Annotated in this window: 23 protein-coding genes and 1 pseudogene; 11 read left to right on the top strand and 13 right to left on the bottom strand. The window is 66.2% G+C overall.

The annotated features are described in order from the left end of the window. Positions 1-166: 166 nt before the first annotated feature. A complete protein-coding gene (locus A5709_RS28665) occupies positions 167-1321 on the bottom strand; it encodes a TIGR03086 family metal-binding protein (protein WP_231986858.1) in 1155 nt (384 codons plus the stop codon). A gap of 102 nt (positions 1322-1423) precedes the next feature. On the opposite strand from A5709_RS28665, the gene A5709_RS02825 reads away from it, so the two are divergent. After that, a complete protein-coding gene (locus tag A5709_RS02825; protein WP_068117826.1) occupies positions 1424-2311 on the top strand; it encodes a DMT family transporter in 888 nt (295 codons plus the stop codon). Here A5709_RS02825 and A5709_RS02820 read toward each other — a convergent pair. Further along, complete coding sequence (locus A5709_RS02820; protein ID WP_067947947.1) at positions 2303-2677, bottom strand: VOC family protein; 375 nt, start codon at positions 2675-2677, stop codon at positions 2303-2305. The two genes, A5709_RS02825 and A5709_RS02820, sit on opposite strands and share 9 nt — an antisense overlap. A 146-nt stretch (positions 2678-2823) precedes the next feature. Here A5709_RS02820 and A5709_RS02815 point away from each other — a divergent pair, with 146 nt between their 5' ends. From A5709_RS02815 to A5709_RS02805, 3 genes are all read left to right on the top strand, one after another. Then, positions 2824-3570, top strand: coding sequence for a sensor domain-containing protein (locus A5709_RS02815; protein ID WP_067947948.1), 747 nt, complete (start codon positions 2824-2826; stop codon positions 3568-3570). A gap of 225 nt (positions 3571-3795) precedes the next feature. Further along, on the top strand, positions 3796-5133 hold the full coding sequence (locus tag A5709_RS02810; protein ID WP_067947950.1) for a magnesium transporter MgtE N-terminal domain-containing protein: 1338 nt from the start codon (positions 3796-3798) through the stop codon (positions 5131-5133). Beyond that, positions 5130-6761 carry an Nramp family divalent metal transporter gene (locus A5709_RS02805; RefSeq protein WP_067947951.1) on the top strand — a complete coding sequence of 544 codons (1632 nt, stop codon included), beginning with the start codon at positions 5130-5132 and terminating at the stop codon, positions 6759-6761. The genes A5709_RS02810 and A5709_RS02805 overlap by 4 nt, the downstream gene beginning before the upstream one ends. Here the strand turns inward: A5709_RS02805 and A5709_RS02800 are convergent. Beyond that, the gene (locus A5709_RS02800; RefSeq protein ID WP_067947953.1) at positions 6751-7776 is read right to left on the bottom strand and encodes a TIGR03617 family F420-dependent LLM class oxidoreductase; all 1026 of its coding nucleotides are present in this window, start codon (positions 7774-7776) and stop codon (positions 6751-6753) included. The two genes, A5709_RS02805 and A5709_RS02800, sit on opposite strands and share 11 nt — an antisense overlap. Before the next feature lie 149 nt (positions 7777-7925). Here A5709_RS02800 and A5709_RS29190 point away from each other — a divergent pair, with 149 nt between their 5' ends. Together A5709_RS29190 and A5709_RS02790 are read left to right on the top strand one after the other, a co-directional pair. Next, on the top strand, positions 7926-8174 hold the full coding sequence (locus A5709_RS29190) for an excalibur calcium-binding domain-containing protein (protein ID WP_369806106.1): 249 nt from the start codon (positions 7926-7928) through the stop codon (positions 8172-8174). Positions 8175-8188: 14 nt separating this feature from the next. After that, on the top strand, positions 8189-8698 hold the full coding sequence (locus tag A5709_RS02790; protein ID WP_231986856.1) for a hypothetical protein: 510 nt from the start codon (positions 8189-8191) through the stop codon (positions 8696-8698). Between the two features lie 11 nt (positions 8699-8709). On the opposite strand, the gene A5709_RS02785 is transcribed toward A5709_RS02790, so the two are convergent. Then, positions 8710-8925, bottom strand: coding sequence for a hypothetical protein (locus tag A5709_RS02785; RefSeq protein WP_067947957.1), 216 nt, complete (start codon positions 8923-8925; stop codon positions 8710-8712). Positions 8926-9029: 104 nt separating this feature from the next. Beyond that, positions 9030-10976 (bottom strand): molecular chaperone HtpG, encoded by a 1947-nt coding sequence (gene htpG, locus A5709_RS02780; protein WP_068117837.1) that lies wholly within the window; start codon positions 10974-10976, stop codon positions 9030-9032. A gap of 111 nt (positions 10977-11087) precedes the next feature. Between htpG and A5709_RS02775 the strand changes: the two genes are divergently transcribed. Continuing rightward, entirely contained in the window at positions 11088-11705 is a 618-nt protein-coding gene (locus A5709_RS02775; RefSeq protein WP_068117821.1) for a TIGR03085 family metal-binding protein, read from the top strand. Here A5709_RS02775 and A5709_RS02770 read toward each other — a convergent pair. The 3 genes from A5709_RS02770 to A5709_RS02760 form a co-directional block, all read right to left on the bottom strand. After that, positions 11672-13258 (bottom strand): class I adenylate-forming enzyme family protein, encoded by a 1587-nt coding sequence (locus A5709_RS02770; RefSeq protein WP_068010652.1) that lies wholly within the window; start codon positions 13256-13258, stop codon positions 11672-11674. The two genes, A5709_RS02775 and A5709_RS02770, sit on opposite strands and share 34 nt — an antisense overlap. Continuing rightward, complete coding sequence (locus A5709_RS02765) at positions 13255-14100, bottom strand: acyl-CoA thioesterase domain-containing protein (RefSeq protein WP_067947963.1); 846 nt, start codon at positions 14098-14100, stop codon at positions 13255-13257. Before A5709_RS02765 ends, A5709_RS02770 begins: the two co-directional genes overlap by 4 nt. A gap of 135 nt (positions 14101-14235) precedes the next feature. Continuing rightward, positions 14236-14973, bottom strand: a complete 738-nt coding sequence (locus A5709_RS02760) for a VIT family protein (RefSeq protein ID WP_067947965.1) — start codon at positions 14971-14973, stop codon at positions 14236-14238. A gap of 332 nt (positions 14974-15305) precedes the next feature. Between A5709_RS02760 and A5709_RS28320 the strand changes: the two genes are divergently transcribed. Together A5709_RS28320 and A5709_RS02750 are read left to right on the top strand one after the other, a co-directional pair. Beyond that, positions 15306-15914: a chitin-binding protein gene (locus A5709_RS28320; protein WP_197520061.1), complete on the top strand. Its 609-nt coding sequence runs from the start codon at positions 15306-15308 to the stop codon at positions 15912-15914. A 250-nt stretch (positions 15915-16164) separates the two neighbouring features. After that, positions 16165-16518 carry a hypothetical protein gene (locus A5709_RS02750; protein ID WP_068117817.1) on the top strand — a complete coding sequence of 118 codons (354 nt, stop codon included), beginning with the start codon at positions 16165-16167 and terminating at the stop codon, positions 16516-16518. A gap of 7 nt (positions 16519-16525) precedes the next feature. On the opposite strand, the gene A5709_RS02745 is transcribed toward A5709_RS02750, so the two are convergent. The 4 genes and pseudogenes from A5709_RS02745 to A5709_RS02730 form a co-directional block, all read right to left on the bottom strand. After that, positions 16526-17161, bottom strand: a complete 636-nt coding sequence (locus A5709_RS02745) for a class I SAM-dependent methyltransferase (protein WP_068117814.1) — start codon at positions 17159-17161, stop codon at positions 16526-16528. Then, positions 17158-18088, bottom strand: a pseudogene (locus tag A5709_RS02740) (SAM-dependent methyltransferase). Before A5709_RS02740 ends, A5709_RS02745 begins: the two are co-directional and overlap by 4 nt. A 117-nt stretch (positions 18089-18205) precedes the next feature. Then, positions 18206-18487 carry a hypothetical protein gene (locus A5709_RS28660; protein WP_231986854.1) on the bottom strand — a complete coding sequence of 94 codons (282 nt, stop codon included), beginning with the start codon at positions 18485-18487 and terminating at the stop codon, positions 18206-18208. Positions 18488-18545: 58 nt separating this feature from the next. Beyond that, entirely contained in the window at positions 18546-18977 is a 432-nt protein-coding gene (locus tag A5709_RS02730) for a nitroreductase family deazaflavin-dependent oxidoreductase (RefSeq protein ID WP_068117808.1), read from the bottom strand. A 127-nt stretch (positions 18978-19104) separates the two neighbouring features. On the opposite strand from A5709_RS02730, the gene A5709_RS02725 reads away from it, so the two are divergent. After that, positions 19105-20112, top strand: a complete 1008-nt coding sequence (locus tag A5709_RS02725) for a YihY/virulence factor BrkB family protein (RefSeq protein ID WP_068117805.1) — start codon at positions 19105-19107, stop codon at positions 20110-20112. On the opposite strand, the gene A5709_RS02720 is transcribed toward A5709_RS02725, so the two are convergent. Continuing rightward, positions 20113-20322, bottom strand: a complete 210-nt coding sequence (locus tag A5709_RS02720; RefSeq protein WP_067947997.1) for a DUF3072 domain-containing protein — start codon at positions 20320-20322, stop codon at positions 20113-20115. Positions 20323-20396: 74 nt separating this feature from the next. Here A5709_RS02720 and A5709_RS02715 point away from each other — a divergent pair, with 74 nt between their 5' ends. Next, positions 20397-20900, top strand: coding sequence for a DUF2505 domain-containing protein (locus tag A5709_RS02715; RefSeq protein WP_068010637.1), 504 nt, complete (start codon positions 20397-20399; stop codon positions 20898-20900). Positions 20901-20907: the final 7 nt, after the last annotated feature.

Below are 20907 nucleotides of genomic sequence, written 5' to 3'. Positions count from 1 at the left end.
GGCCTCCGAGCGACAACATCGGGCGACGGAACGTGGAGCCGCGACACGCGCACAGTGTCGCTGAGAGGCGGGCAATTTGTGCGGCTCCCGGCGCGGTGACTGGTGTGGCCCCTGTGACCGATGCGGCCGACGTGCTTAGACCAACCACGTTGTGCCGCAAGCGCAGTCACGCCACGGCGTCGACTGAGCGCCCGAGGAAAGCCATGAGCCGGGCCGTCGGCGTCGAATCCGCCGGTGCGGCCTGGGCCGGACCGAAGCCACCCGGCCGCCGCAACATCTGCTCCGGCACCGACTCCACCAGCGCGCGGCTCAGCGCCAGCAGGTCCTCGGGCAGCTCGATCAGCCGCCCTTGTGAGCGATGGATGTCCCAGGCGTGCATGCCCAAGTCCGAGACGGGGTAGGTCAGCGCCCGATGCAACGAAACCTCGCCTTCCGGCGATGTCCGCATCCCGTCGAAGTCGGCGCCTGGCAGCGCGTCTCGTAGTCGCGTCGCCAGCTCACGAAGCCGCGCCGCCGGCTTGTCGCATATCCAATCCGACGGCTGTGAGGGGCCTCCCCAGATCTCGCCGTTCTCCACGAGCGTCACGACTTTCGCTGCGCTGCCGGTGGCGTGACCAACCAGCTCGCGCAGGCTCCAGCCCTCGAGGTTGGATGGCTGGTCCCAGCCGTCCGATGAAATGCGGTCGACGGCCTCGATGAGGAGATCGAGCGCCTCGGTAGCCATCCCGCCGATCGTGGATGTCGTGTCGTCCATTGCGTGTATATCCTTGCCAGAAGACAGCTTCGAATCACTGCGCGGCCGCGGTGCGTCCAACGCCTCAGCGCGATGCAGCCACACAAACTTGTTCTGTCCCGCGGCGCCTGCCAGGAAAGGCCGCACCAGGCGTGGGTAGGCCCTTATCGCTTCCGCACGCGGGATCAGTTCGGGCCTTTCGAGCGCGTACTGGCCGCCGTTCCATGTCAACCGGCATTTGCCGGCGTCCAGCACATTCTCCAACCAGTCGACATGGGGGTACGCCGCCGCCAGCACGAAGCCATCTCCGAGCGGATAGGCGCTCAACGGCGTCACATACGTTCGTCCGCTGCGCCGGCCGACGTGCCGCAGTGCGCTCAGGTTGAAGTACAACATTCCCAGTCGGGTTCCGGCGACGGTGCGTAGATAGGGATTCCCGCGCTTGGTCAGTTGGCGCGTCCAGTCGCTGACACGTTGGATTCGCATCAGCATTCCCCAGCCGAGCAAGAGCAGATAGAGGACTGCGAAGACAGCTGCCGCGATGGCGGGCAGCACCACGAGCACACGCCACAGTCGCCGGCTGGTCATGCGGCAGCCTCCTAATGTCCTAGCAGGAAAAATTTCCGCTACCGTCGGCCGCGTACCGTCCAGAAGTCTAGGCTCGCAGCGCCGGTTACACAGGAGGTCCGCGTGGGCAAGACAGATATCGCAGCGCTTCTCGCGGTCGCCGCCGCCCTGATGGTTGGTATCGGAGACGTCATCCAGCAGCGATCCGCCCAGCAGGTCACCGATAAGCCGGTCGGCACCTTTGCGCTGTTCCGCCGGCTGCTTCGCGATCGCCAATGGTGGACCGGCAGCTTGGTGGCCGGCGCGGGGTTCGGCTTTCAGGCCGCCGCCCTGGGACTGGGTTCGGTGGTGCTCGTGCAGGCAATTTTGGTGACGTCGTTGCTGTTCGCGTTGCTCATCAGCGCTCGGGTGAACCACCGGAGAATCAGCGTGCCTCAAGGGATTTGGGCCGTATTACTGGCGGCCGCGGTGGCGGTGGTGGTAACCGTCGGCGACCCGCAGGAGGGAACGCCGCGCGGGTCGGTGCAGACGTGGACCATCGTGGCGTTGGTCATGGGCCCGGCCCTGATCCTGTGTGTCATCGGCGCGCGCATATTTCCGGGCGCGGTCGGCGCGTTGTTGCTGGGCCTCATGTCCGGCTCGCTGTGGGGATTGTTCTCGGTGTTGACCAAGGGCGTTGTCGACCAACTCGACCACGGCATCCCGGCGTTACTGCGCTTACCCGAGCTGTACGTGTGGGTGGTGGTGGCGATCGCGGCCACGGCCTGGGAACAATCGGCCTTTCGGGCCGGCCCGCTCACCGCATCGCTTCCGGCGGTCACCGTCGCCGAGCCCGTCGTCGGATCGGTGCTCGGTGTCACCGTGCTGGGCGAGACGCTGCGAACCAACGACGTCGGCCTGGTGGCACTGGGCCTGTCGGTCGCGGTGATGGCGGCGGCCACGGTGGCCCTGGCCCACAGCCAGGCCACCGGCGCCCCGCCAGCCGACGAAAAGCCCGCGGTATCAGCCTGATCCGATGCGCGAGCCGACTCGGTGCGCCGTACCGTCCGGATCGACGTAGGCGAATTCGCGCAGACCGTAGTCCGTGTCCTGCGGTGGGATCAGGCGGCCGCCGAGATCTTTCAGTGCCGCCCACTCCGCGTAGAGGGCGTCGGCGTCACTGACGTAGAAGTACACGCTGGCGGCCGTGCGCAGTGGGTCGTGCTCGTCCCATTCGGTGAGGTGAATCGACACCGATCCGCGGTCAGCGAACCCATAGCGAGCAGGACCTTCGTATGCGCGCGCGTCGAAGCCGAGTCGTCGATAGCGATCCAGGGCGGCGTCCAGGTTCAGGACCGGGACGATCGGCGCTACCGATGTGAAGTTGACTGCGGACACGCATCGAACATATCCCTTGACTCCGAATGTCCTCGCGGCGGAAGGCTGTCGTCGTACGCTTCGTCCACCAATAAGTTGTCAATATGCGACGCGCCGGGGGTGCGCGAAATGCTTGAGCGGGGGCTCAGGCAGGAAGGGCCCTCGACATGCGCCAGCTGAAAACCGCGGTCGCCGTTGCCGCTGCCGGAATCCTGCTCTCCGGTTGCGGCCACAGTGGTGGCGGCACCGCCTCGCCATCCACCACGGCCACCACGGCTTCGCCGAAAGGCCCACTGACGAAAGATCAGCTGGCCAACCTGATGCTCAGCCCGAACGAGCTGGACACCGCGCTCGGCGTCACGGGTACGTATAGCGACCCGCCGAAAACCGCTCTGGCGGAAGACCCCGTCAAGCGCAGCGATTACACAGTTCCCGCCGAATGCAACTACGCCATCCGCGCGGCCCTGGCAGCCGTTTATGCCGACAGCGGGAACAGCGCGGTTTACGGCTATCACGACGTCGCGCCCGCACCGGCAGGTGCGACCGAGATGGAAAGGCCGGACGTAGACCAGTTCGTGGTGTTGTTTCCTTCGCCGGATCAGGCGACAGCCTTTTACACCGCTTCGTCTCAGCGCTGGCCGGCCTGCGCCGACCGTCAGGACACCGTTCCCGCCGAAGGCGGCCAACCCGAATTGCAGTGGAAGGTGGGGCAGGTCTCCAACGCCAACGGAGTTCTCAGCGCTCCCGTGACGGTGACCATCAACGGAAGCAGCGGGAACGTGACCATGCCCTGCCAGCGGGCACTGACGGTGCGCAGCAACGTCGTCATCGACGTCGACGCTTGTCGCAGGGACGTCGGTGATCTCGGTGTCCAAATCGCCAACCAGATCGCGGCGAAGATCGACAAGCAATAGGCGAAGCACCGGTCTGCGCGCCGGCCGAACGCCTTTGGTCGCCGCCCGTTCACCTGCCTGCAGTAGCTAGTGTTCACGCCCCCGGCGTACGATCTTGCGGCCGGTCAGCGACGACACTTGCGCCACCACCGATCCTGGCGGTAAGCCGTAGCTGCACACGATGTCGCGACCCGGTTTCGTGCAGCCTGCTCGAAGGGTCGGTCGCGGAGTGTCGAGGAGGAACGAATGAGCGGATCGGAGAGGGCGGCCGAACGCAGCGGGGAGCGACCGGTGATTCACCTGTCGCAGTTGCTGCGCGCGCCGGTGATCGCCCGCGCCGGGGAAACCGTCGGCCGGGTCGAGGACGTGATCGTCCGGCTGCGGGGCGCCGACGAGTATCCACTGGTGACCGGGATCGTTGCGGGGGTCGGCGGTCGGCGCGTGTTCATCGGCGACAAGTCCATCGATGAATACACCGCGGACCGAGTCCTGTTGACCAAGAACAAGGTTGACCTTCGCGGCTTCGAGCGCCGCAACGGCGAGGTGCTGTTGCGCGCCGACGTGTTGGGCCACCGGTTGATCGACGTGGCCAACGTGGAGCTGATTCGCGCCTACGACGTGGAGCTGGAAGATATCGGCGGCGCATGGATGCTGACGCGCGTGGACACTCGACGGCCACCGCGGCTGTTCGGGCTGATCAAGCCGTCCGGTGGGCACGCGGCCCGCGATTGGAAGGCGTTCGAACCGCTGATCGGCGACGCTCGCTCCGACGCCGTGCGGCGCCTGTCGGATCGGTTCGGTGAGTTCAAAGCCGCCGAGATCGCCGATCTTCTGGAGGAGGCGGACAAGGCCGAGGGCGGCGAGATCCTCGACCGGGTGCGCAGCGACCCCGAACTGGAAGCCGACGTGTTCGAAGAACTGGAGCCGGAGAAGGCCAGCCGACTCCTCGACGGCATGCCCGACAACGAGGTCGCCGCGCTGCTGGGCCGGATGCGGGCCGACGACGCGGCCGACGCGATCGCCGACCTGCGCCAGTCGCGGCGCCGCCGCGTGCTGGACCTGATGCCGGGCCCGCAGCGCACCAAGGTCATCACCTTGATGGGCTTCAATCCCGAAAGCGCCGGCGGCCTGATGAACGTCGACTTCGTATCGTGCGCCGCGACCACGACGGCGGCCGAGGCGTTGGAGCTGATCGCGACCGCCAGCACCATACAGCCGGAGGCGCTCATCAAGGTGCATGTTCTCGACGCGGACGGACGGCTCGACGGGGTGGTCTCGGTGATCACGCTGTTGCAGGCCCAGCCCGGTGAAACCCTTGAGCGGCTGATGGATTCGGACCCGGTGCGGGTCACCGCCGACGCGGACCTGACCGATGTCGCGCTGTTGATGGCCGACTTCAACCTGTACTCCATCCCGGTGGTGGACGAACAGGACCGTGTGCTCGGGGTGGTCACCGTCGACGACGTGCTCGAGGCGACCATCCCCGAAGACTGGCGTCGGCGCGAGCCCGCGCCGCGCCCCATCCGCGAGCTCGCTCCCTCCGATGCCCCCAACGCGCGTGTGCCGGGAGGTAACACGCCGTGACGGCCGGTCGCGAAGAGACGGCACCGAGCGCGGTGCTCGACACCGCGCACCTGGGTGATATCGAGGGCGCGTTCGGACGGATCAGCGTCGGCGAAACCGAGCACGCACGCACCTGGAAGACACGGTTGCTGACCCTGCTGGCGATCGTCGGTCCGGGGATCATCGTGATGGTCGGCGACAACGACGCCGGCGGCGTAGCCACCTACGCGCAGGCCGGGCAGAACTACGGCTACTCCCTGCTGTGGGTGCTGCTGCTGTTGATACCCGTGCTGATCGTCAACCAGGAAATGGTGGTCCGGCTCGGGGCGGTCACGGGCGTCGGACACGCGCGGTTGATCAACGAGCGCTTCGGCCGCGGCTGGGGTTGGTTCTCGGTGGGCGACCTGTTCTTGCTGAACTTCTTGACGATCGTCACCGAGTTCATCGGCATCAGCCTGGCCGCCCAGTACATCGGTGTCTCCAAATACGTGGTGGTGCCGGTCTCCGCGGTGGCGCTGGTCGCGATCATGGCGAGCGGAAGCTTCCGGCGCTGGGAGCGCGCCATGTTCGTCTTCATCGCCGTCACCCTGCTGCAGATCCCGATGCTGCTGATGTCCCACCCCCAGTGGGGCGAGGCGGCGAAATCCTTCGTGATACCCCGCATTTCGGGTGGCGTCAGCTCGGACGCGGTGCTGCTCATCATCGCCATCGTCGGCACCACCGTGGCGCCCTGGCAGCTGTTTTTCCAGCAGTCCAACGTCGTCGACAAGCGCATCACCCCGCGCTTCATCGGCTACGAACGCGCCGATACCGTGCTGGGCGCCTTCGTCGTCGTCATCGGTGCGGCGGCGCTGGTGATGACCGGCGAATGGGCGGCACGTTCCACCAACACCATCGGTGGTTTCACCGATGCCGGTGCCACCGCACACCTACTCGGGGAACATCGGGGGACGCTCGGCTGGATCTTTGCGATCGTGCTGATGGACGCCTCGATCATCGGCGCCGCCGCGGTGACCCTGGCCACCAGTTACGCCTTCGGTGACGTGTTCGGCCTGAAGCACTCGCTGCACCGCGGATTCGCCGATGCCAAGCAGTTTTACCTCTCCTACACCGCCATGGTGGTGTTGGCCGCCGCCATCGTCCTCATCCCGGGCGCTCCGCTCGGCCTGATCACCACCGCCGTTCAGGCCCTCGCCGGGCTACTGCTGCCCAGTGCCAGCGTCTTCCTGCTGCTGCTGTGCAATGATCGGGAAGTGTTGGGGCCGTGGGTCAATCGCCCCTGGCTCAACGGGGTCGCCGGGTTGATTGTGGGCACGCTGCTCTTGCTGTCCGGAATCCTGATGGCCACCACCCTGTTCCCCAAACTCGATGTCGTCGCGGTCGCCGGCTATCTAACCCTGGTCCTGATCGTCCTCGCGGCGGCGGCCGTGCCGGCGTTGCGCTGGATGGCTCGCCGGCAACCCGCAGCGCCCCCGGCGCCACTTCCGGCACGGGGAGTGGATCGCAACACCTGGCGCATGCCACCGTTGGCCCTGCTGGAGCCGGTCACCTGGTCACCGGGCACCCGTCTGGGCATGATCGCGCTGCGCGGTTATCTGATCCTCGGCGCATTGCTATTGGTGGTCAAAGCAATACAGCTCAGTCACTGACGGCTTGCCGAATTCGGCGGGCCACCTCGCCGTACCGCTCGAAACGCTCGGGATCGCCCACGGCGTTGTAAAGCACGAGCCGCGTGGCCTTTCCGGCATATTTCTCCCTCAGCGCGTCGGCCAGCCCGTCCCACGTCGACTCGGTGGCAAAGACCGCGATGTGGTCGTCGCTGACCTGGGCCGCCATGCCAGCGATGTCCCCGGCCTTCTGCTTTTCCCGAATCCGGGCGGTCGTGCCCTCGAACCCGGCCTGGTCCCAGATGAACGCGTAATTCGGTGTGCTGCCGTAGAAGGCCATGCTGGCCCGCACCAGTTCGCGTTGCTTGTGGAGCTCCTCGTCGCCGTCGCCGACGATGGTCATCACCGGAACGATCACCGCGAGGTCCGACGGCGAGCGTCCCGCCTTGGCCGCCCCGTCGGCGATGTTCGGCAGCACGTGACGGGCGATGTAGCCCGGCTCGCCGAGTGGGTGCACGTGCACCCCGTCGGCCACTTCGCCCGCCATCCGCAGCATCCACGGATTGACCGCTGCGATATCGACTTTCGGATCGGGCGCCTCGATGGGACCCGGGCTCCATTGCGGGGTGATGAAGTCGAGGTCATAGAAGTCGCCGTGGTGCTCGAGCGTCCCGGATCGAAACGCCGCGAAGCACGCCTTGACGGCGAACAAGTAGTCGCGCAGCCGGGGGCCGGGCCGCTCGAACGCCACGCCGTAGCGCCGGACGACGTGCGTGCGCACCTGGGTGCCCAGGCCCAGCCGGAAGTTTCCGCCGGTCGCTTCCTGAAGCTCCCACGCCGTGGCCGCCGTGACGAAGGGGCTGCGCGGGAAGGCCACCGCTACGCCCGTGGACAGCTCGAGACCCGGAGCGGCCTGCGACGCCACGGCGGCGTTGAGGTAGGCCGTGCGCCCCGTCTCGGTGAACAGCAAGCCGGAGAATCCGCCGGATTGCGTTCGCCGGGCCAGGTCGCCGATCTGGTGTAGCGGCTGCGGGACCGTCATCGCGTCGACGTGCATTCCTCGGAGCCTACGTGGGGCCGGGCGCTGGTTGGGCCGCGGGACAACCGCGCCGGCGATATTCGCCTCTTGCTGGGCGGCCGGTTCACAGTGTTAGCTCTGTAGGCAACAGCAACCACCGCCGTTTCGCTAATAGGAGGCTTTCGAACATGCTTCGTGGATTGGTCATCGCTGGAGCAATCGCAGTGGGAATTGCCCTGGCTCCCCCGGCCCTGGCCACCCCGCCGACGACGACAACCACGACAACGACTTCACCGACGACGGGCGGCAGCGTTTACTACCCGAACTGCAAAGCGGCGTGCGCCGCCGGCGCCGCCCCGATCTACGCGGGACAGCCGGGATACCGGGCGCCGCTCGATCGTGACGGCGACGGCATCGCGTGCGAAGTCTGCCACTGAGGCTGCGGCGCTCGATGTCCGTGTCCACGGTGCGGTGGCTCGCCGTCATCGCGGTGGCCTGTGCCGGTCTCATGGCGTGCGGGTCGCAGCACGCCGCACCGCCCAACGCGTCCAGTTCGAGCGCGACGAAGTTGTCGGCGCCTCCGAGTTCGAAGGCACCGAGCTCAGTCGGCTCTCCCGCGACCACCAGCACGCCGGCGTGCGTGGGTTTATCGATATGCCCGCCACCGCCTCCGGATGCCGAGGGGAATCCGGCGTGTTACTACGCCGACGGGTGGCGTGCCGATTCCTCAGGCGCCGGGATCGAGGTGTGGTACTTCCGTGACCCGAAGGACCCGTCCCAGCCGGCCAAGATCACTGCGTTGGTGCGGAAGAAGGATGGCACCACCGAATCCCAGGACGCCGACATCGCCGCCGATCAACAAGTGCATCGGTTCGGATTCACGAGCGTGGCGGCGTCCGCGGTGCAAGAGGTCTTGCTCAGCAGCGTCGGCGGCCGCTGCTTCGTCATCGGGCCCGGCTGACGCCCGCGTGCTCAGCGCTTCGGGGGACGGTGGCTTACCGGAGCGGTAAAGCCTTGGGTGTCGTCGAAGTGAGCCCACTGCCCGTCGTCGTTGACCTCCATGCGCCAGCCAAGTTCGGTACTGCCGCCAATCGAACGAATGAACCACGCGTGCGCGGACTCCGCGTCGGCGAAATCCTTCGTCGCGACAACCCGCCCGCGTGGGTCGACGACGCGAAATTCAGCCATGGGACGTGATTATCCCTGCCAGCGGCTTTTCAATCGAGCTAATCGGCCATTTGCCGACAAAGCCGACGGCGAACAGTGTTCCCGGAGATCTGGCAAATCCCCGACTACACGGTGCGGGTCAAGCGGTCGGCGAGCAACTCGGCGAACCTGGCCGGATCGTCGAGCGCGCCGCCCTCGGCGAGAAGCGCTGTGCCATAGAGCAATTCGGCAGTCTCGGCAACCTCGGCCAGTGCGGCATCTCCGTCGGCCTTCTTCTGCGCCTCGCGCAGGCCGGTGACCAGTGGATGGTTGGGGTTCAGTTCGAGGATTCGCTTGCCGACGGGAATGTCCTGACCGGACGCACGGTAGAGCCGGGCGAGGGCGGGCGTGATGCCGAAAGGGTCGGTGATCAGGCAGGCCGGCGAGTCCGTCAGGCGGCTGGAAAGCCGTACCTCCTTGACGTGTTCGCTCAACGTCTCCTTCATCCAGGTCAGCAGGTCGGCGAATTCCTTCTGCTGCTCCTCGCGCTCGGCCTCGCTCTCGTCGCCTTCGGAGCTGAGGTCCACCTCGCCCTTGGCAACCGACTGTAGCGGCTTGCCGTCGAACTCGGTCACGGTCCCCACCCAGACTTCGTCGACCGGGTCGGTGAGCAGCAGGACCTCGTAACCCTTGGCCTTGAAGGCCTCGAGGTGCGGCGACTTCAGGATCTGTTGCCGCGTCTCACCCGTAGCGAAGAAAATCTGCTCCTGGCCGTCCTTCATGCGCTCCACGTACTCGGCGAGGGTGGTGGCCTCCTCCTCGCTGTGCGTCGAGGCGAATGAGGATATCTGCAGCAGGGTCTCCCGGTTGTCGAAGTCCGACAGCAGCCCCTCTTTGACGACTCTGCCGAATTGAGTCCAGAAGGTCCGGTAGTCGTCCGGTCGCTCGGACTGTAGTTCTTTGATGGTGGAGAGAACCTTCTTGGTGAGGCGCCGACGAATCGCCTTGATCTGCCGATCTTGCTGCAGGATTTCGCGTGACACGTTGAGCGACATGTCCTGTGCGTCGACGACGCCCTTGACGAAGCGCAGGTATTCGGGCATGAGCTGGTCGCAGTCACCCATGATGAACACCCGCTTGACATACAGCTGAATCCCGGTCTGGGCGTCGCGGTTGAACAGGTCGAACGGCGCGTGGGACGGGATGAAGAGCAGGGCCTGGTATTCGAAGGTGCCCTCGGCCTTCATCGCGATGATTTCGAGCGGGTCATCCCAGGCGTGCGCGATGTGCTTGTAGAACTCCTTGTATTCCTCCTCGGAGACCTCTTCCTTCGGCCGCGCCCAGAGGGCCTTCATCGAGTTGAGGGTCTCGGTGTCGATGACGACCTCTTCACGGGTCTCTTCGGAGTCTTCCTCGACAGGAACCTGGATCCGTCGCTCGACCTCCATGCGGATCGGCCAGGCGATGAAGTCGGAGTATTTCTTGACCAGGCTGCGGATCTTCCATTCCGAGGTGTAGTCGTGCAGCTCGTCCTCGGCGTCTTCGGGCTTGAGGTGCAGCGTGACCGACGTCCCCTGCGGGGCGTTTTCGACGGCCTCGATGGTGTAGGTGCCCTCGCCGCTGGATTCCCACCGGGTGGCTTCGCTTTCGCCGGCCTTGCGGGTGAGCAGCTCGACCTTGTCGGCGACCATGAAGCTCGAATAGAACCCGATGCCAAATTGACCGATCAGTTCCTCGGAGGCCGCCTCGTTCTGGGCCTCCTTCAATTGCTGACGCAGCTCGGCGGTGCCGGACTTCGCCAGGGTGCCGATCAGCCCCACCACCTCGTCGCGGGTCATGCCGATCCCGTTGTCACGGATGGTCAGGGTGCGTGCGTCCTTGTCCACCTCGACCTCGATGTGCAGGTCGGAGGTGTCGACGTCGAGGTCTTTGTTCCGGAAGGCTTCCAGCCGCAGCTTGTCCAGTGCGTCGGAGGCGTTCGAGATCAGCTCCCGCAGAAACGAATCCTTGTTGGAGTACACCGAGTGGACCATCAGGTCCAGCAACTGGCGGGCCTCCGCCTGAAACTCCAACTGCTCGACACGCGCGTTCATCGACATTCCCTACATTTCTCCCAGGACATGACGTTTCAAATTTACCGAGCTGCGAGACGCAAGTGTCCGGGGGTTCGCCCGTAGCGATCACGTCGGGCCTACGCTGAGCAGATGTCTGTTGCCCAGCGCGAACGAGCCGCCCTTGTCGACACTCTGCGCGGCGTCGGACCCGACGCACCCACCCTCTGCGAGGGGTGGACGACCCGCGACCTCGCCGCCCACCTGGTGATCCGCGAATACCGCCCCGACGCCGCTCCGGGCATCGTCATCCCCTTCTTCGCCCCGCACACCGAGAAGGTGCAGGACCAGACCGCCGAAACCGAGTGGAGCGAGCTGGTGGACAAGGTCGCGTCCGGCCCGCCGGTGTACTCACCGTTCAAGCTGCTCGACGCGGTGGCCAACGTCGCCGAGATGTTCATCCACCACGAGGATGTGCGTCGCGCCCAGCCGGGCTGGGCCCCCCGCGAGCTGGAGCCTGCCCTGGCCGCCAGGCTGCGACGCACCCTGCCGCTGATGGCCCGGGTCACGCTCGCCAAGGTGCCGGGCCGGGTCGCGTTGCGCACCCCCGAGGGCAAGACACTGCTCACCGCGGGACGCGGTCCGGCGGTCACCGTGACCGGTGCGCCAGAGGAGCTACTGCTGTTCGCGGTCGGGCGCTCCGCGCGAGTCGAGTTCGACGGCGACGCATCGGCGGTTCAGTCCGTCCGGGATGCGCCCAAGGGCCTGTAGTCGTTTGATCCAAACGCTTCTCGGAGCTGCTTTTTGATCACCTTGCCGAACTGATTGCGCGGCAGCGCATCAACGACGACCAGGCGCTCGGGATGTTTGTAGCGGCTCAGCCCGCGCGAATGACAATGCCGCACCAGTGATTCCAGCGACAGGTCCTCGGCCGAAGCCGGCACCACCACCGCGCATACGCGCTCACCGGTGCGCGGGTCGGGGATCCCGATGACGGCGACATCGGTGACCGCGGGATGGGTGGCCAGCACATTCTCGACTTCGAGGGCCGACACGTTCTCCGCGTTGCGGATGATCGCATCCTTGATGCGGCCGGTCACGCGGACGTTGCCGTCCAGGTCGACCAGCCCGAGATCGCCGGTGCGGAGCCAGCCGTCCTCGTCGAACGCGTCGGCGTCGAGCGTCGCGTCCGCGTACCCGAGAAAGCACTGGGGTCCCTTGAGCCGCAGCTCACCTTCCTGCCCGGCGGGCAGTTCGGCCTCGTCGCCACCGACCACCCGGACGCTGACGCCCGCTGTTGGCCTGCCGACGGTGTGGTCGAGCGACTCGGATGCGTCGGTGAGCGAGGGTGAGGCCGCGACGGGGAATTCGGTGAGCCCCCAGGCATTGGCGATGCCGGGCAGGCCGAAGGCCTCGCGAATTTGGCGGCCCAGCTCGGCCGTGATGGGCGCGCCGCCGGCCAGGCAGCCGCGAAGGAAGGGGAACAGCGGCTGATCACCATGGGCTCGTTGGGCATCGAGGAAACCGACGAAGAACGGGGTTGCCGTGCCGAGAAAAGTCGGGTTGTGCGCCGCGATGGAAAACGGTGTGGTCGCCGGGTCGAATACCTCAAACAGCGCCAGCCGCATGCCGGTTCGCAGCGCGGCGGCCAGCATCACCGCCCCGCCGATGTGCGCTACGGGAAAGGCGATGGGATCGACGTCGCTGCTGGTGATGCCGATCGCGCTGACCAGTCCGGTTGCGCCGGCGATCACCGATGCGTCGGTATGGCGGATCCCTTTGGGCGCCGCGGTGGTTCCCGACGAGTAATAGACCCAGCGCGCGTCGTGGGCGGCAACCGGCGGCGGCCCGAGCGCATCGGTGGCCGCACGGGGCAGTCGAAGCTTGCCGTCGTCCGGCGGCGTCGCCAAATCAACGGTGATGACTTCGAAACCTCGCGTCGCGGCCAGACTCCGCGCCAGCGCGCCGTGATCGAATCCTCGCCAAATATCAGGCACGACAAGGTATTCCGAGGACAGCTGCTCAGTGATGAAGCTGACCTCGTGCTCTCGCAGTATCGGGATGATGGGATTTTGCACCGCACCGATCCGGGCCAGTGCCGCCATGACGACCAGGGTCTCGAGCGTGGTCGGCAGTTGCCAGGACACGACGGTTCCCGCGCGTATCCCACGTTCGGTGAACGCCGCGGCGGTCGCGCACGCGGCATCATGGAACTCACGGGTGGTCAGGCTGCGCCCCTTGTCGTCGGCGAGCAGTGGCCGCGGCGGGGCCTGTGCCGCGTCGGCGATCAAGGCCCAGTAAGTGGCGTCGCTTGCGGTGCTCATTCGTTCGTCGGATTGACCTGAATCGGGCGGAATCCCGAGTGGGCTATCGCGACCGAAACGCCACTGCCAATGGGCCCCTTGCGGTCGACGAGCACGGCCGACCCGGTGGCCACGCCCTCGTGGCTGTAATGCGTCAGCGAGGCCATGCCGATGTGGGGCCCTTCGGGCAGCCGGCTCAACGTAAGCGTGTAGTCGGCGTTGATGAATTGCAGACCGTTCGTGCCCCAATTGGCAAGGGAGGCAGTGATATCGGCCGCCATCGCCGCACGGGTGAAGGCACTGAGGGGTTCGCCGTCGATGAGGCAGCGTGTCTCATACAGCCAGGTGTACTTCGGGCCGGAAGTGTCGGCCCATTCGGGGTCGGGGTTTTGCAGTTCCGCGCCCCAGCCGTAGGTGCGCATGAACAGCGACGGCTGAGCGCCGTCCTCGATTGGCAGCGGCGGCATCTGCAGGTTCGGGGACCACACGTGGCCTTCGGGCTGAGGACCGCGCCGCAGAAACAGCGCGCTCCCGCGGGCGACGGGGACACCTCGCTGGGAAAGGACCGCCTCGACGAGGCGCAGCCGCCGACGATCGTGGTGCACGGTGGTCCGCACCTCGATGGGTTCCAGCGCGGCCGGCGCGGGTAGGTCGACGGTCAGACGGGCGGGTTGCAGTTGCGGGTCGTCGACCGCGCGTTCGACGGCCCAGCCCAGCAGTCCGCCGACCACGTGCCCGCTGAGCGAGGGACCCCACCCACCGCGCGCGATCGGATTTGGTACGAAACGGGTTTCATCGCGCACGAAGTACGGCGTCTGCTCCGCTGAATCAACGTCATCCGGCACGAAATTCGTTTCGGTCAATGCGCGACGCTCCGCCCAGAGTTGGGATCCCCCGTGTGAGGATGGCAACAGTTGATATTACTGTTTGGGTTCCAGTCCCCCGCGGCCGACCTGGCCGCAGGCCAATTCCCTAGCCGAGCAAGCGTGTTGGCGCCCTTAGGCGATCGCCGCACCGACCAAGTGGCCGATTGCGTAGGTGATCGATAATGCGAGACCGCCTCCGATGACATTGCGGAGGACGGCCCGGCCTTTGGGCGCCCCGCCCAAACCGGCCGATACCGCCCCCGTGAGCACCAGCGCGGCGAGTACCGCGGCCACGGTGACCGGGATTCTCCACATCGCGGGCGGCGCCAGGATCGCGACCAACGGCAGGAGGGCACCGACTGCGAACGACAGCGCCGAGGATGACGCCGCCTGCCACGGGTTGGTCAGCTCCTCAGGATTGATACCGAGTTCGACTTCGGCGTGGGCAAGGAGCGGATTGTGGTCGGTAAGTTCCTCGGCCACGGTGCGCGCGGTGGCGGCGTTCAGGCCCTTGGCCTCATACAGGGCGGCAAGCTCGTCCAGCTCGGCGGCCGGATCGTCGCGCAGTTCCTGGCGCTCCTTGTGCAACAGCGCCTTCTCGGTGTCGCGCTGGGTGCTGACCGACACGTACTCGCCCAGGGCCATCGACACGGCCCCGGCAACAAGTCCGGCGGTGCCCGCGGTCAATACCGGAGCTCGTTCCACCGTCGCGGCAGCGACTCCCACCACGATGCCCGCAGTCGAGACGATTCCATCGTTGGCGCCCAGGACTCCTGCGCGCAGCCAATTCAATTTCGATGACACCGAACCCGAATGCGGTTCGGACGGATGCGGATGCGACGGACTCGGCACGGCCGCAACGATATACATCAAAGATCCGCTCGACTAGGAAACATAGCCTTTCCAAAGCGGCTGGGCGGTCTCCCTGCCTCGTCTCGGCCTCGTCGGGTCGCCGTATCAGGCGCACGTCGATCCACGACACATAAACGTCGGCGACGACACGCCGTTGCGGGCCGCCGTGGTTTATGTTTCGCGGTTTCCCCGTGGGTGCCGTCCACCTTTCGCTACGTCAACGCGCACGTCGGGGTGCCCCAGAAGTTTTGCTTGGGCCACGCACAGCCGATGCATAGGGAACCTATTTATGGTCGAACTGTGTAAGGGGGATTCCGAGGATTCACTGGCAGTTAGACAGGTGAAGGACTATGAAATTCAAGCAAATACTTGGGGGGATAACCGTCGCCGGCGCCCTGAGCGCCGCGGCGTTCGGTGTGGGTGCGGGTGTCGCCAACGCCGCTCCGGGAGCGCCACAACCCGGTCCGGCCGGCAATCATGGTGGCCCGGCTCCCGGAGGTATCCATCCGCCGAACGCGCCCGGTGACCCGGGCGGACCCGGGGGCCCAGGCGGACCTCCGGGTGGGCCAGGCGGCCCCGGTCACCCGGGCGGACCTCCGGGTGGACCCGGTGGCCCCGGTGACCCCGGTGGCCCCGGCGGCCCCGGTGGGCCCGGTGGGCCCGGTGGACCGGATCATCCCGGTGGCCCCGGCGGCCCCGGTGGGCCCGATCATCCCGGCGGGCCCTGGCACGGAGACGCCCAGCGCGGCTACTTCCGCGGTGCCCCGTGGGGCGATGGGCCGGCGCCCTGGGGTCCCGGCGAGCCGCCGCGGCCCGCGTGGGACCGGCCGCTCCCCCCGCCCGGAGGGCAGTGGGGATACGGCCCGATCAACTACTGGGGCTACCAGGAGACTCCTGTGTGGGACCCCGGGTTCAATCAGTGGGGCTTCTGGTTCTTCGGGGTCTGGATTCCGCTGTAAACAGCGGTAGTAACAACGCCCGCTTCGCCACTTGGCGAGGCGGGCGTTGTGCTGTCAGTCGGTAGCTCCGCCGGCACGGATCGTCTCGGGACCCGAGCCGACGGGACTTTTGGCCTTTCGGCGGGGGCCGTCCGCCATGCCATAGGTGCCGTATGGCCCTCGTTTGACGGGTCTCGATAGCGAAACATCGAGGTCACGGTTGCGTTTCCGCAGCTGCGTGGCCTGTGTAATCGACTGAAGAGGAGGCGCGATGACCACGCCTGACTTCAAGCCCGCTATCTCGCGGCAGGCGACAGATCCGCGCGTGACCCTCTTGTACGCCGCCACGCTGGTCGTGGCCGTGGCGTCGGGAATCTGCGCATTGGTCGCTCTTGCGGCCGGCTCACCGCTTCAGTTCGGTATCTCGGCGGCGGTATTCGGCGCCAGTTGGATTGCCACCGACTTCATCGAACGGACGGTTGCGCGCGCGCAGGAGCGTTTCGTTCGGCAATGCGTCGTCAACCGGCCGGTCCCCGGCTATCGACCCTCGCGCGTCGTGTACTGCGGTGACTACGAACATTTCTCGCGACCGGCTCCGCGCGTGGTGAGCAAGCTAGCCGCCTGACGGCCGCTCAGCGCTTGGTGCCGACGGTAATCAGATCGGAGATGATCCGGGTCCAGGCAGGCCGCGGGATGCGGTGCTGATCGCTGATGACGAAACCGGCGCCTTCGAACAACGACTTCATTTCCGCCGGCGACGCATTGTGTTGCGGTTTCCACCTATTCGCCGACGATGCCTGCAGCCGCGGCTGCCGCGTACTCAGGGCCGCGACGGCCACCAACCCGCCAGACGCCAGCACGCGGTGGAATTCGCGCAGCGCCGCCGGCTGGTCAAAGAAGTGGAACGCCGACGTGGTCACCACGGCGTCGAGCGCGCCATCGTCGAAGGGCAGCTGCTCAGCCGGGCCGCGCAACCACTGCACTCGGTCGGTTCTGGCGCGGGCCTGGGCGAGCATACCGTCGGACATGTCTACACCGTAGATCTCGTCCGGCTCCAGCTCGCGGGCGATCCGATCACTGAGAATGCCCGTGCCGCAGGCGATATCGGCGATCTTGCGGGCATGGTGGGCGCGCAACTGCGCAATCACCTCATCATGCGGCGGACGGTAAACCCACTGCTGCAGGAACGGCAGATCGTACGCCGGAGCCAAAAAACTCCAGAGCCGCGTTACCGCGTCGTTGAGTCCTCGTCGACTCGGTGCCGTCATTCGCTCAACACCGAGCTGTAGTAGACGGTGTCGGCGACGGACACCGAGTCGTTCGTCTGGGGAATCGCCGCCAGCCCACTGTCGGCCAACAGCTCACTCATCTGGGTACCGACCGTTTCCCACCCCAGGTCCTTCAGGTAGGCGGCGACGTCGTTGCGCTCGCCCTCGAAACCCAGCTCCTCCCAATCCAGCTCGAAGCCGTGGTCGCGCCATTTGGCGGTGGCCCTGCGCATCATCTCCCGCGCTTCTTCGATGTCCTGCTGGGGCCGCTGCGGGATGGCTTCGACAGCCAGCCTGCTGCCATTGGCACTCAGCGCGGAAATGTTGTCCAGCAAGCGGTCCTGGGCCTCCGGCGGCAGGTACCCGAAGAGGCCTTCCGCGATCCATGCGGTCGCGCGGCTCTTGTCAAAGCCGGCGTCCACCAACGCCTTCGGCCAGTCACGTCGCAAATCAATGGCGACCGTGCGCAGGTCCGCCTGCGGGGCGGCGCCCAGCTTCGCCAGGGTGGTGGTCTTGAACTCGATAACCTCCGGCTGGTCGATTTCGAACACCGTCATCTCGGCGGGCCACGACAGCCGGTAGGCGCGCGTCGAGGCCGGACGCCAGAATCACCGCCTGACAAATCCCGGCTTGGGCCGCGTTGTGAAAGAAGGTGTCGAAGAAGCGTGTCCGGGCGGCCATCGCCAGGGGCATGTGCTCGAGTTTCCAACCGGATTCGTGGTCGTCGACGTCGGCCGCAACAAGGTCGCCGTCGACCCATCGCGTGAAGAAGTCCACGCCCACGGCGCGAACCAGCGGTTCGGCGAACCGGTCCTCGATCAGCGGATTGTCGGCCTTGGTCGCGATCGCTCGGGCCGCGGCCACCATCGTGGCCGTCGCGCCCACGCTGGTGGCCAAATCCCAAGTGTCGTTGTCTGTGCGTGGCATGCGTTGGTCCCCTCGGAGCGAAGCGATACTTAGCCACTATAACGACCGCGAGGGGCGATAAGTTCCCGAGCATTTCGCGGCAGGTCGCCGCGGATTAAGACGTCTGGCTAGCAAGCCCTACCGCGGACCGGGACCGCCCGGGCCGCCGGGACCGCCCGGCCCACCGGGACCGCCCGGGCCACCGGGACCGCCCGGGCCACCGGGGCCACCGGGCCCACCCGGCCCGTTCACGGCGGGGACAAAGGGCACGCATTGATGCAAGTCCACGCTCCACACAAACCCGTCAGCGCAATTGGGGTCGGCCCGGCCGATCGCCGGCGTCGTGACCGCCGACAACATCGCCAATGCGAGAGCGAACGCGCCGAACGCCCAGACCCGTACCAGCTGCTTGAGTGTCATCTCGGTCTCCTCCCGGCCCAACATTCATTTTGCGACTCGCAACCCGTTGGCGGTGTTGTTATTCGGGAACCAGTTCGAAGACCGGAATGACCCGGTCGGTGCGCTCTTGATACTCGCGAAACCCGGGAGCCCGCTCGACGACGATCCGATAGACGGAATCGCGCTCGCCGCGGGGTAATTCGCGCACAGTCGCCGGCTTGGGCGCCTGCGAGCCGATTTCCACAGTCACCCGAGGGTTGGCGCGAATGTTGTGCACCCATGCCGGGTTGCTGTCCCGGCCCGCGGCGGATCCGACGATATAAATCTTGCCGTCGACGTCAAAATAGGCGATGGGGTTCACTCGCTGCGCACCGCTGCGCGCACCGGTCGAGGTCAACAGCAGCAACGGGAAGCCCTCGAACTGTCCACCTACCTTGCCCCCGTTGCGGCGGAATTCCTCGATATTGCGCTCGTTGAATTCGCGCTCCGACTGCATCGCATCATCGACCATCACCCCATCCTGGCATGGGTATGGGGCCACCGAGCGACCCACGATTGGTCGCAGCGAAATCGGGGTATCACCTGGGACATCCCATCGGGGGGGGTATCCGCTTCCGTAGCAACGAAGTGAGCACGAGATGGTCGGCTGGCTGGACAGGCTGCAACGCCGAAACCGCGCGGCGGGTGTGGTGATCGGCGTCATTTACAAGTATCTCGACGATCAAGGCGGTTACCTGTCCGCCCTGATCACCTACTACGGGTTCGTGTCGCTGTTCCCGCTGTTGCTGCTGTTGACGACCGGCCTGGGCGTCATCCTGGCCGGACGCCCCGACCTGCAGCAACAGGTGCTGCACAGCACCTTGAGCCAATTCCCCGTCATCGGCAGTCAGCTGCATGAGCCTGCCGGGCTCAGCGGGGGAACCGTCGCCGTGGTCGTCGGCGTACTTGGCGCGCTCTACGGCGGCCTGGGCGTCGGCCAGGCGGTGCAGAACGCGATGGACTCGGTATGGGCCGTCCCGAGGAACAAGCGTCCTGACCCGATTCGCTCGCGCCTGCGCAGCTTGATGCTGTTGTTGGTCCTTGGCTCGGCGGCCCTGGCCGCCACCGTCCTGTCCGCCGCCGGCCAAGCCACCGGGGCGCTGGGCGTATTCGGAAAGATCGGCGTCGCACTGGTCGCCGTGATGATCAACGCACTGATCTGCCTGGTGGCGTTTCGCGTGACCACCGCGCGAAACCTCAGCTATCGCCAAGTCCTGCCCGGAGCGCTTGCGGCAGCAGTGATCTGGCAGATATTGCAATGGGGCGGTGCAGGATATATTCGCCACACGGTGAAGACCGCCAGCGCCACCAACAGTGTCTTCGCATTGGTGCTGGGATTGCTGGCCTTCCTTTTCCTGATCTCGTCGACGCTGGTCATCTGCGCCGAGATCAATGTCGTTCTGGTGGAAGGGCTTTACCCGCGCGCCTTGCTCACGCCCTTCACCGATGACGCGGAACTTACACCGGCGGACCGCAAGACCTACACCAAGAAGGCAAAAGCCGAGCGGGTCAAGGGCTTTCAGCGTGTTAGCGTCAGGTTCGGCGACCTCCGACGCAAGGCGACCGGCCCCCCGACCCCGTCCGTCGGCAGCCGACCCGCCGGCTAGTCAGTTCCCCCGCCCGGTTTGTTGCTGCAGTTCGTCGATGAGCTCCGATGCTTGCGCCTTGGTCAAATCGTCGGGAACGTCGCGTCCTGCTTCCTGGGCCAAGGTGTGCACGTAGCTGCGCTGCGGGCCGGTCATCGGCTCGTCGCCGGTCACCCACTCGGACGTCTCCTTTTCGGGATTCTCGCCTGGCGACTGTCGGTTGTCTGTCATGTCCTTCACCTCCGCGACAAGGGATAACCATCGCACGTACGTTCGAAACATGAGGATTTGGAAGAATCGTTGCCATGTCGCGTTCCTTCGACATCTCGATCGAATCGCCCGCCAGCGTTGAGCAGATCCATACGACGTTCGGCCGCGAGGACTACTGGCTGGCCCGCCTGAAAGCCAGCAACGCTCCCACGACGCTGGATTCCCTGGTCGTTGACGCCGATGGCACCGTGACAGTTCGCGCCACCCAGCACGTTGCTCGCCAGGTGATGCCCACGCTCATTGCCAAAGCCGTCCCCGGCGAGCTGAAGATCGTCCACAGCGAGACATGGCGACCAGTCGTCGACGGCGAAGTCCGCGGTCAAATCAGCGTTGTGAGCTCCGGCGGTATTGGATCGGGCCGTGCGGAAGCGTGGATGGGGCCCGCGGGCGACGGCGCCCGGTTGCGCTTCGCCGTGGAAGTGGCGGTCAAAATCCCGCTGGTGGGCCGCAAATTCGAGAAGTCGATGGAAGCGGACCTGGCCAAGAGCATTCCCGCGTTACAGCGCTTCACCAGTACTTGGATCGCCGAAAACGCCTGACGGCCCC

The sequence above is a fragment of the Mycobacterium sp. E1386 genome, assembly GCF_001672745.1.
Lineage (GTDB): Bacteria > Actinomycetota > Actinomycetes > Mycobacteriales > Mycobacteriaceae > Mycobacterium.
This window is presented reverse-complemented; position numbering and strand designations above follow the sequence as displayed.

Excerpts from the sequence above, each read along its gene's own strand:
- A5709_RS28320 (WP_197520061.1), top strand. The coding sequence starts at position 15,306 with ATGAAATTCAAGCAAATACTTGGGGGGATAACCGTCGCCGGCGCCCTG.
- A5709_RS02725 (WP_068117805.1), top strand. The coding sequence starts at position 19,105 with ATGGTCGGCTGGCTGGACAGGCTGCAACGCCGAAACCGCGCGGCGGGT.
- A5709_RS02760 (WP_067947965.1), bottom strand. The coding sequence starts at position 14,973 with ATGTATATCGTTGCGGCCGTGCCGAGTCCGTCGCATCCGCATCCGTCC.
- A5709_RS29190 (WP_369806106.1), top strand. The coding sequence starts at position 7,926 with ATGCTTCGTGGATTGGTCATCGCTGGAGCAATCGCAGTGGGAATTGCC.
- A5709_RS02770 (WP_068010652.1), bottom strand. The coding sequence starts at position 13,258 with ATGAGCACCGCAAGCGACGCCACTTACTGGGCCTTGATCGCCGACGCG.
- htpG (WP_068117837.1), bottom strand. The coding sequence starts at position 10,976 with ATGAACGCGCGTGTCGAGCAGTTGGAGTTTCAGGCGGAGGCCCGCCAG.
- A5709_RS28660 (WP_231986854.1), bottom strand. The coding sequence starts at position 18,487 with ATGACACTCAAGCAGCTGGTACGGGTCTGGGCGTTCGGCGCGTTCGCT.
- A5709_RS28665 (WP_231986858.1), bottom strand. The coding sequence starts at position 1,321 with ATGACCAGCCGGCGACTGTGGCGTGTGCTCGTGGTGCTGCCCGCCATC.
- A5709_RS02730 (WP_068117808.1), bottom strand. The coding sequence starts at position 18,977 with ATGGTCGATGATGCGATGCAGTCGGAGCGCGAATTCAACGAGCGCAAT.
- A5709_RS02790 (WP_231986856.1), top strand. The coding sequence starts at position 8,189 with ATGTCCGTGTCCACGGTGCGGTGGCTCGCCGTCATCGCGGTGGCCTGT.
- A5709_RS02715 (WP_068010637.1), top strand. The coding sequence starts at position 20,397 with ATGTCGCGTTCCTTCGACATCTCGATCGAATCGCCCGCCAGCGTTGAG.
- A5709_RS02750 (WP_068117817.1), top strand. The coding sequence starts at position 16,165 with ATGACCACGCCTGACTTCAAGCCCGCTATCTCGCGGCAGGCGACAGAT.
- A5709_RS02785 (WP_067947957.1), bottom strand. The coding sequence starts at position 8,925 with ATGGCTGAATTTCGCGTCGTCGACCCACGCGGGCGGGTTGTCGCGACG.
- A5709_RS02800 (WP_067947953.1), bottom strand. The coding sequence starts at position 7,776 with ATGCACGTCGACGCGATGACGGTCCCGCAGCCGCTACACCAGATCGGC.
- A5709_RS02745 (WP_068117814.1), bottom strand. The coding sequence starts at position 17,161 with ATGACGGCACCGAGTCGACGAGGACTCAACGACGCGGTAACGCGGCTC.
- A5709_RS02775 (WP_068117821.1), top strand. The coding sequence starts at position 11,088 with ATGTCTGTTGCCCAGCGCGAACGAGCCGCCCTTGTCGACACTCTGCGC.
- A5709_RS02815 (WP_067947948.1), top strand. The coding sequence starts at position 2,824 with ATGCGCCAGCTGAAAACCGCGGTCGCCGTTGCCGCTGCCGGAATCCTG.
- A5709_RS02810 (WP_067947950.1), top strand. The coding sequence starts at position 3,796 with ATGAGCGGATCGGAGAGGGCGGCCGAACGCAGCGGGGAGCGACCGGTG.
- A5709_RS02720 (WP_067947997.1), bottom strand. The coding sequence starts at position 20,322 with ATGACAGACAACCGACAGTCGCCAGGCGAGAATCCCGAAAAGGAGACG.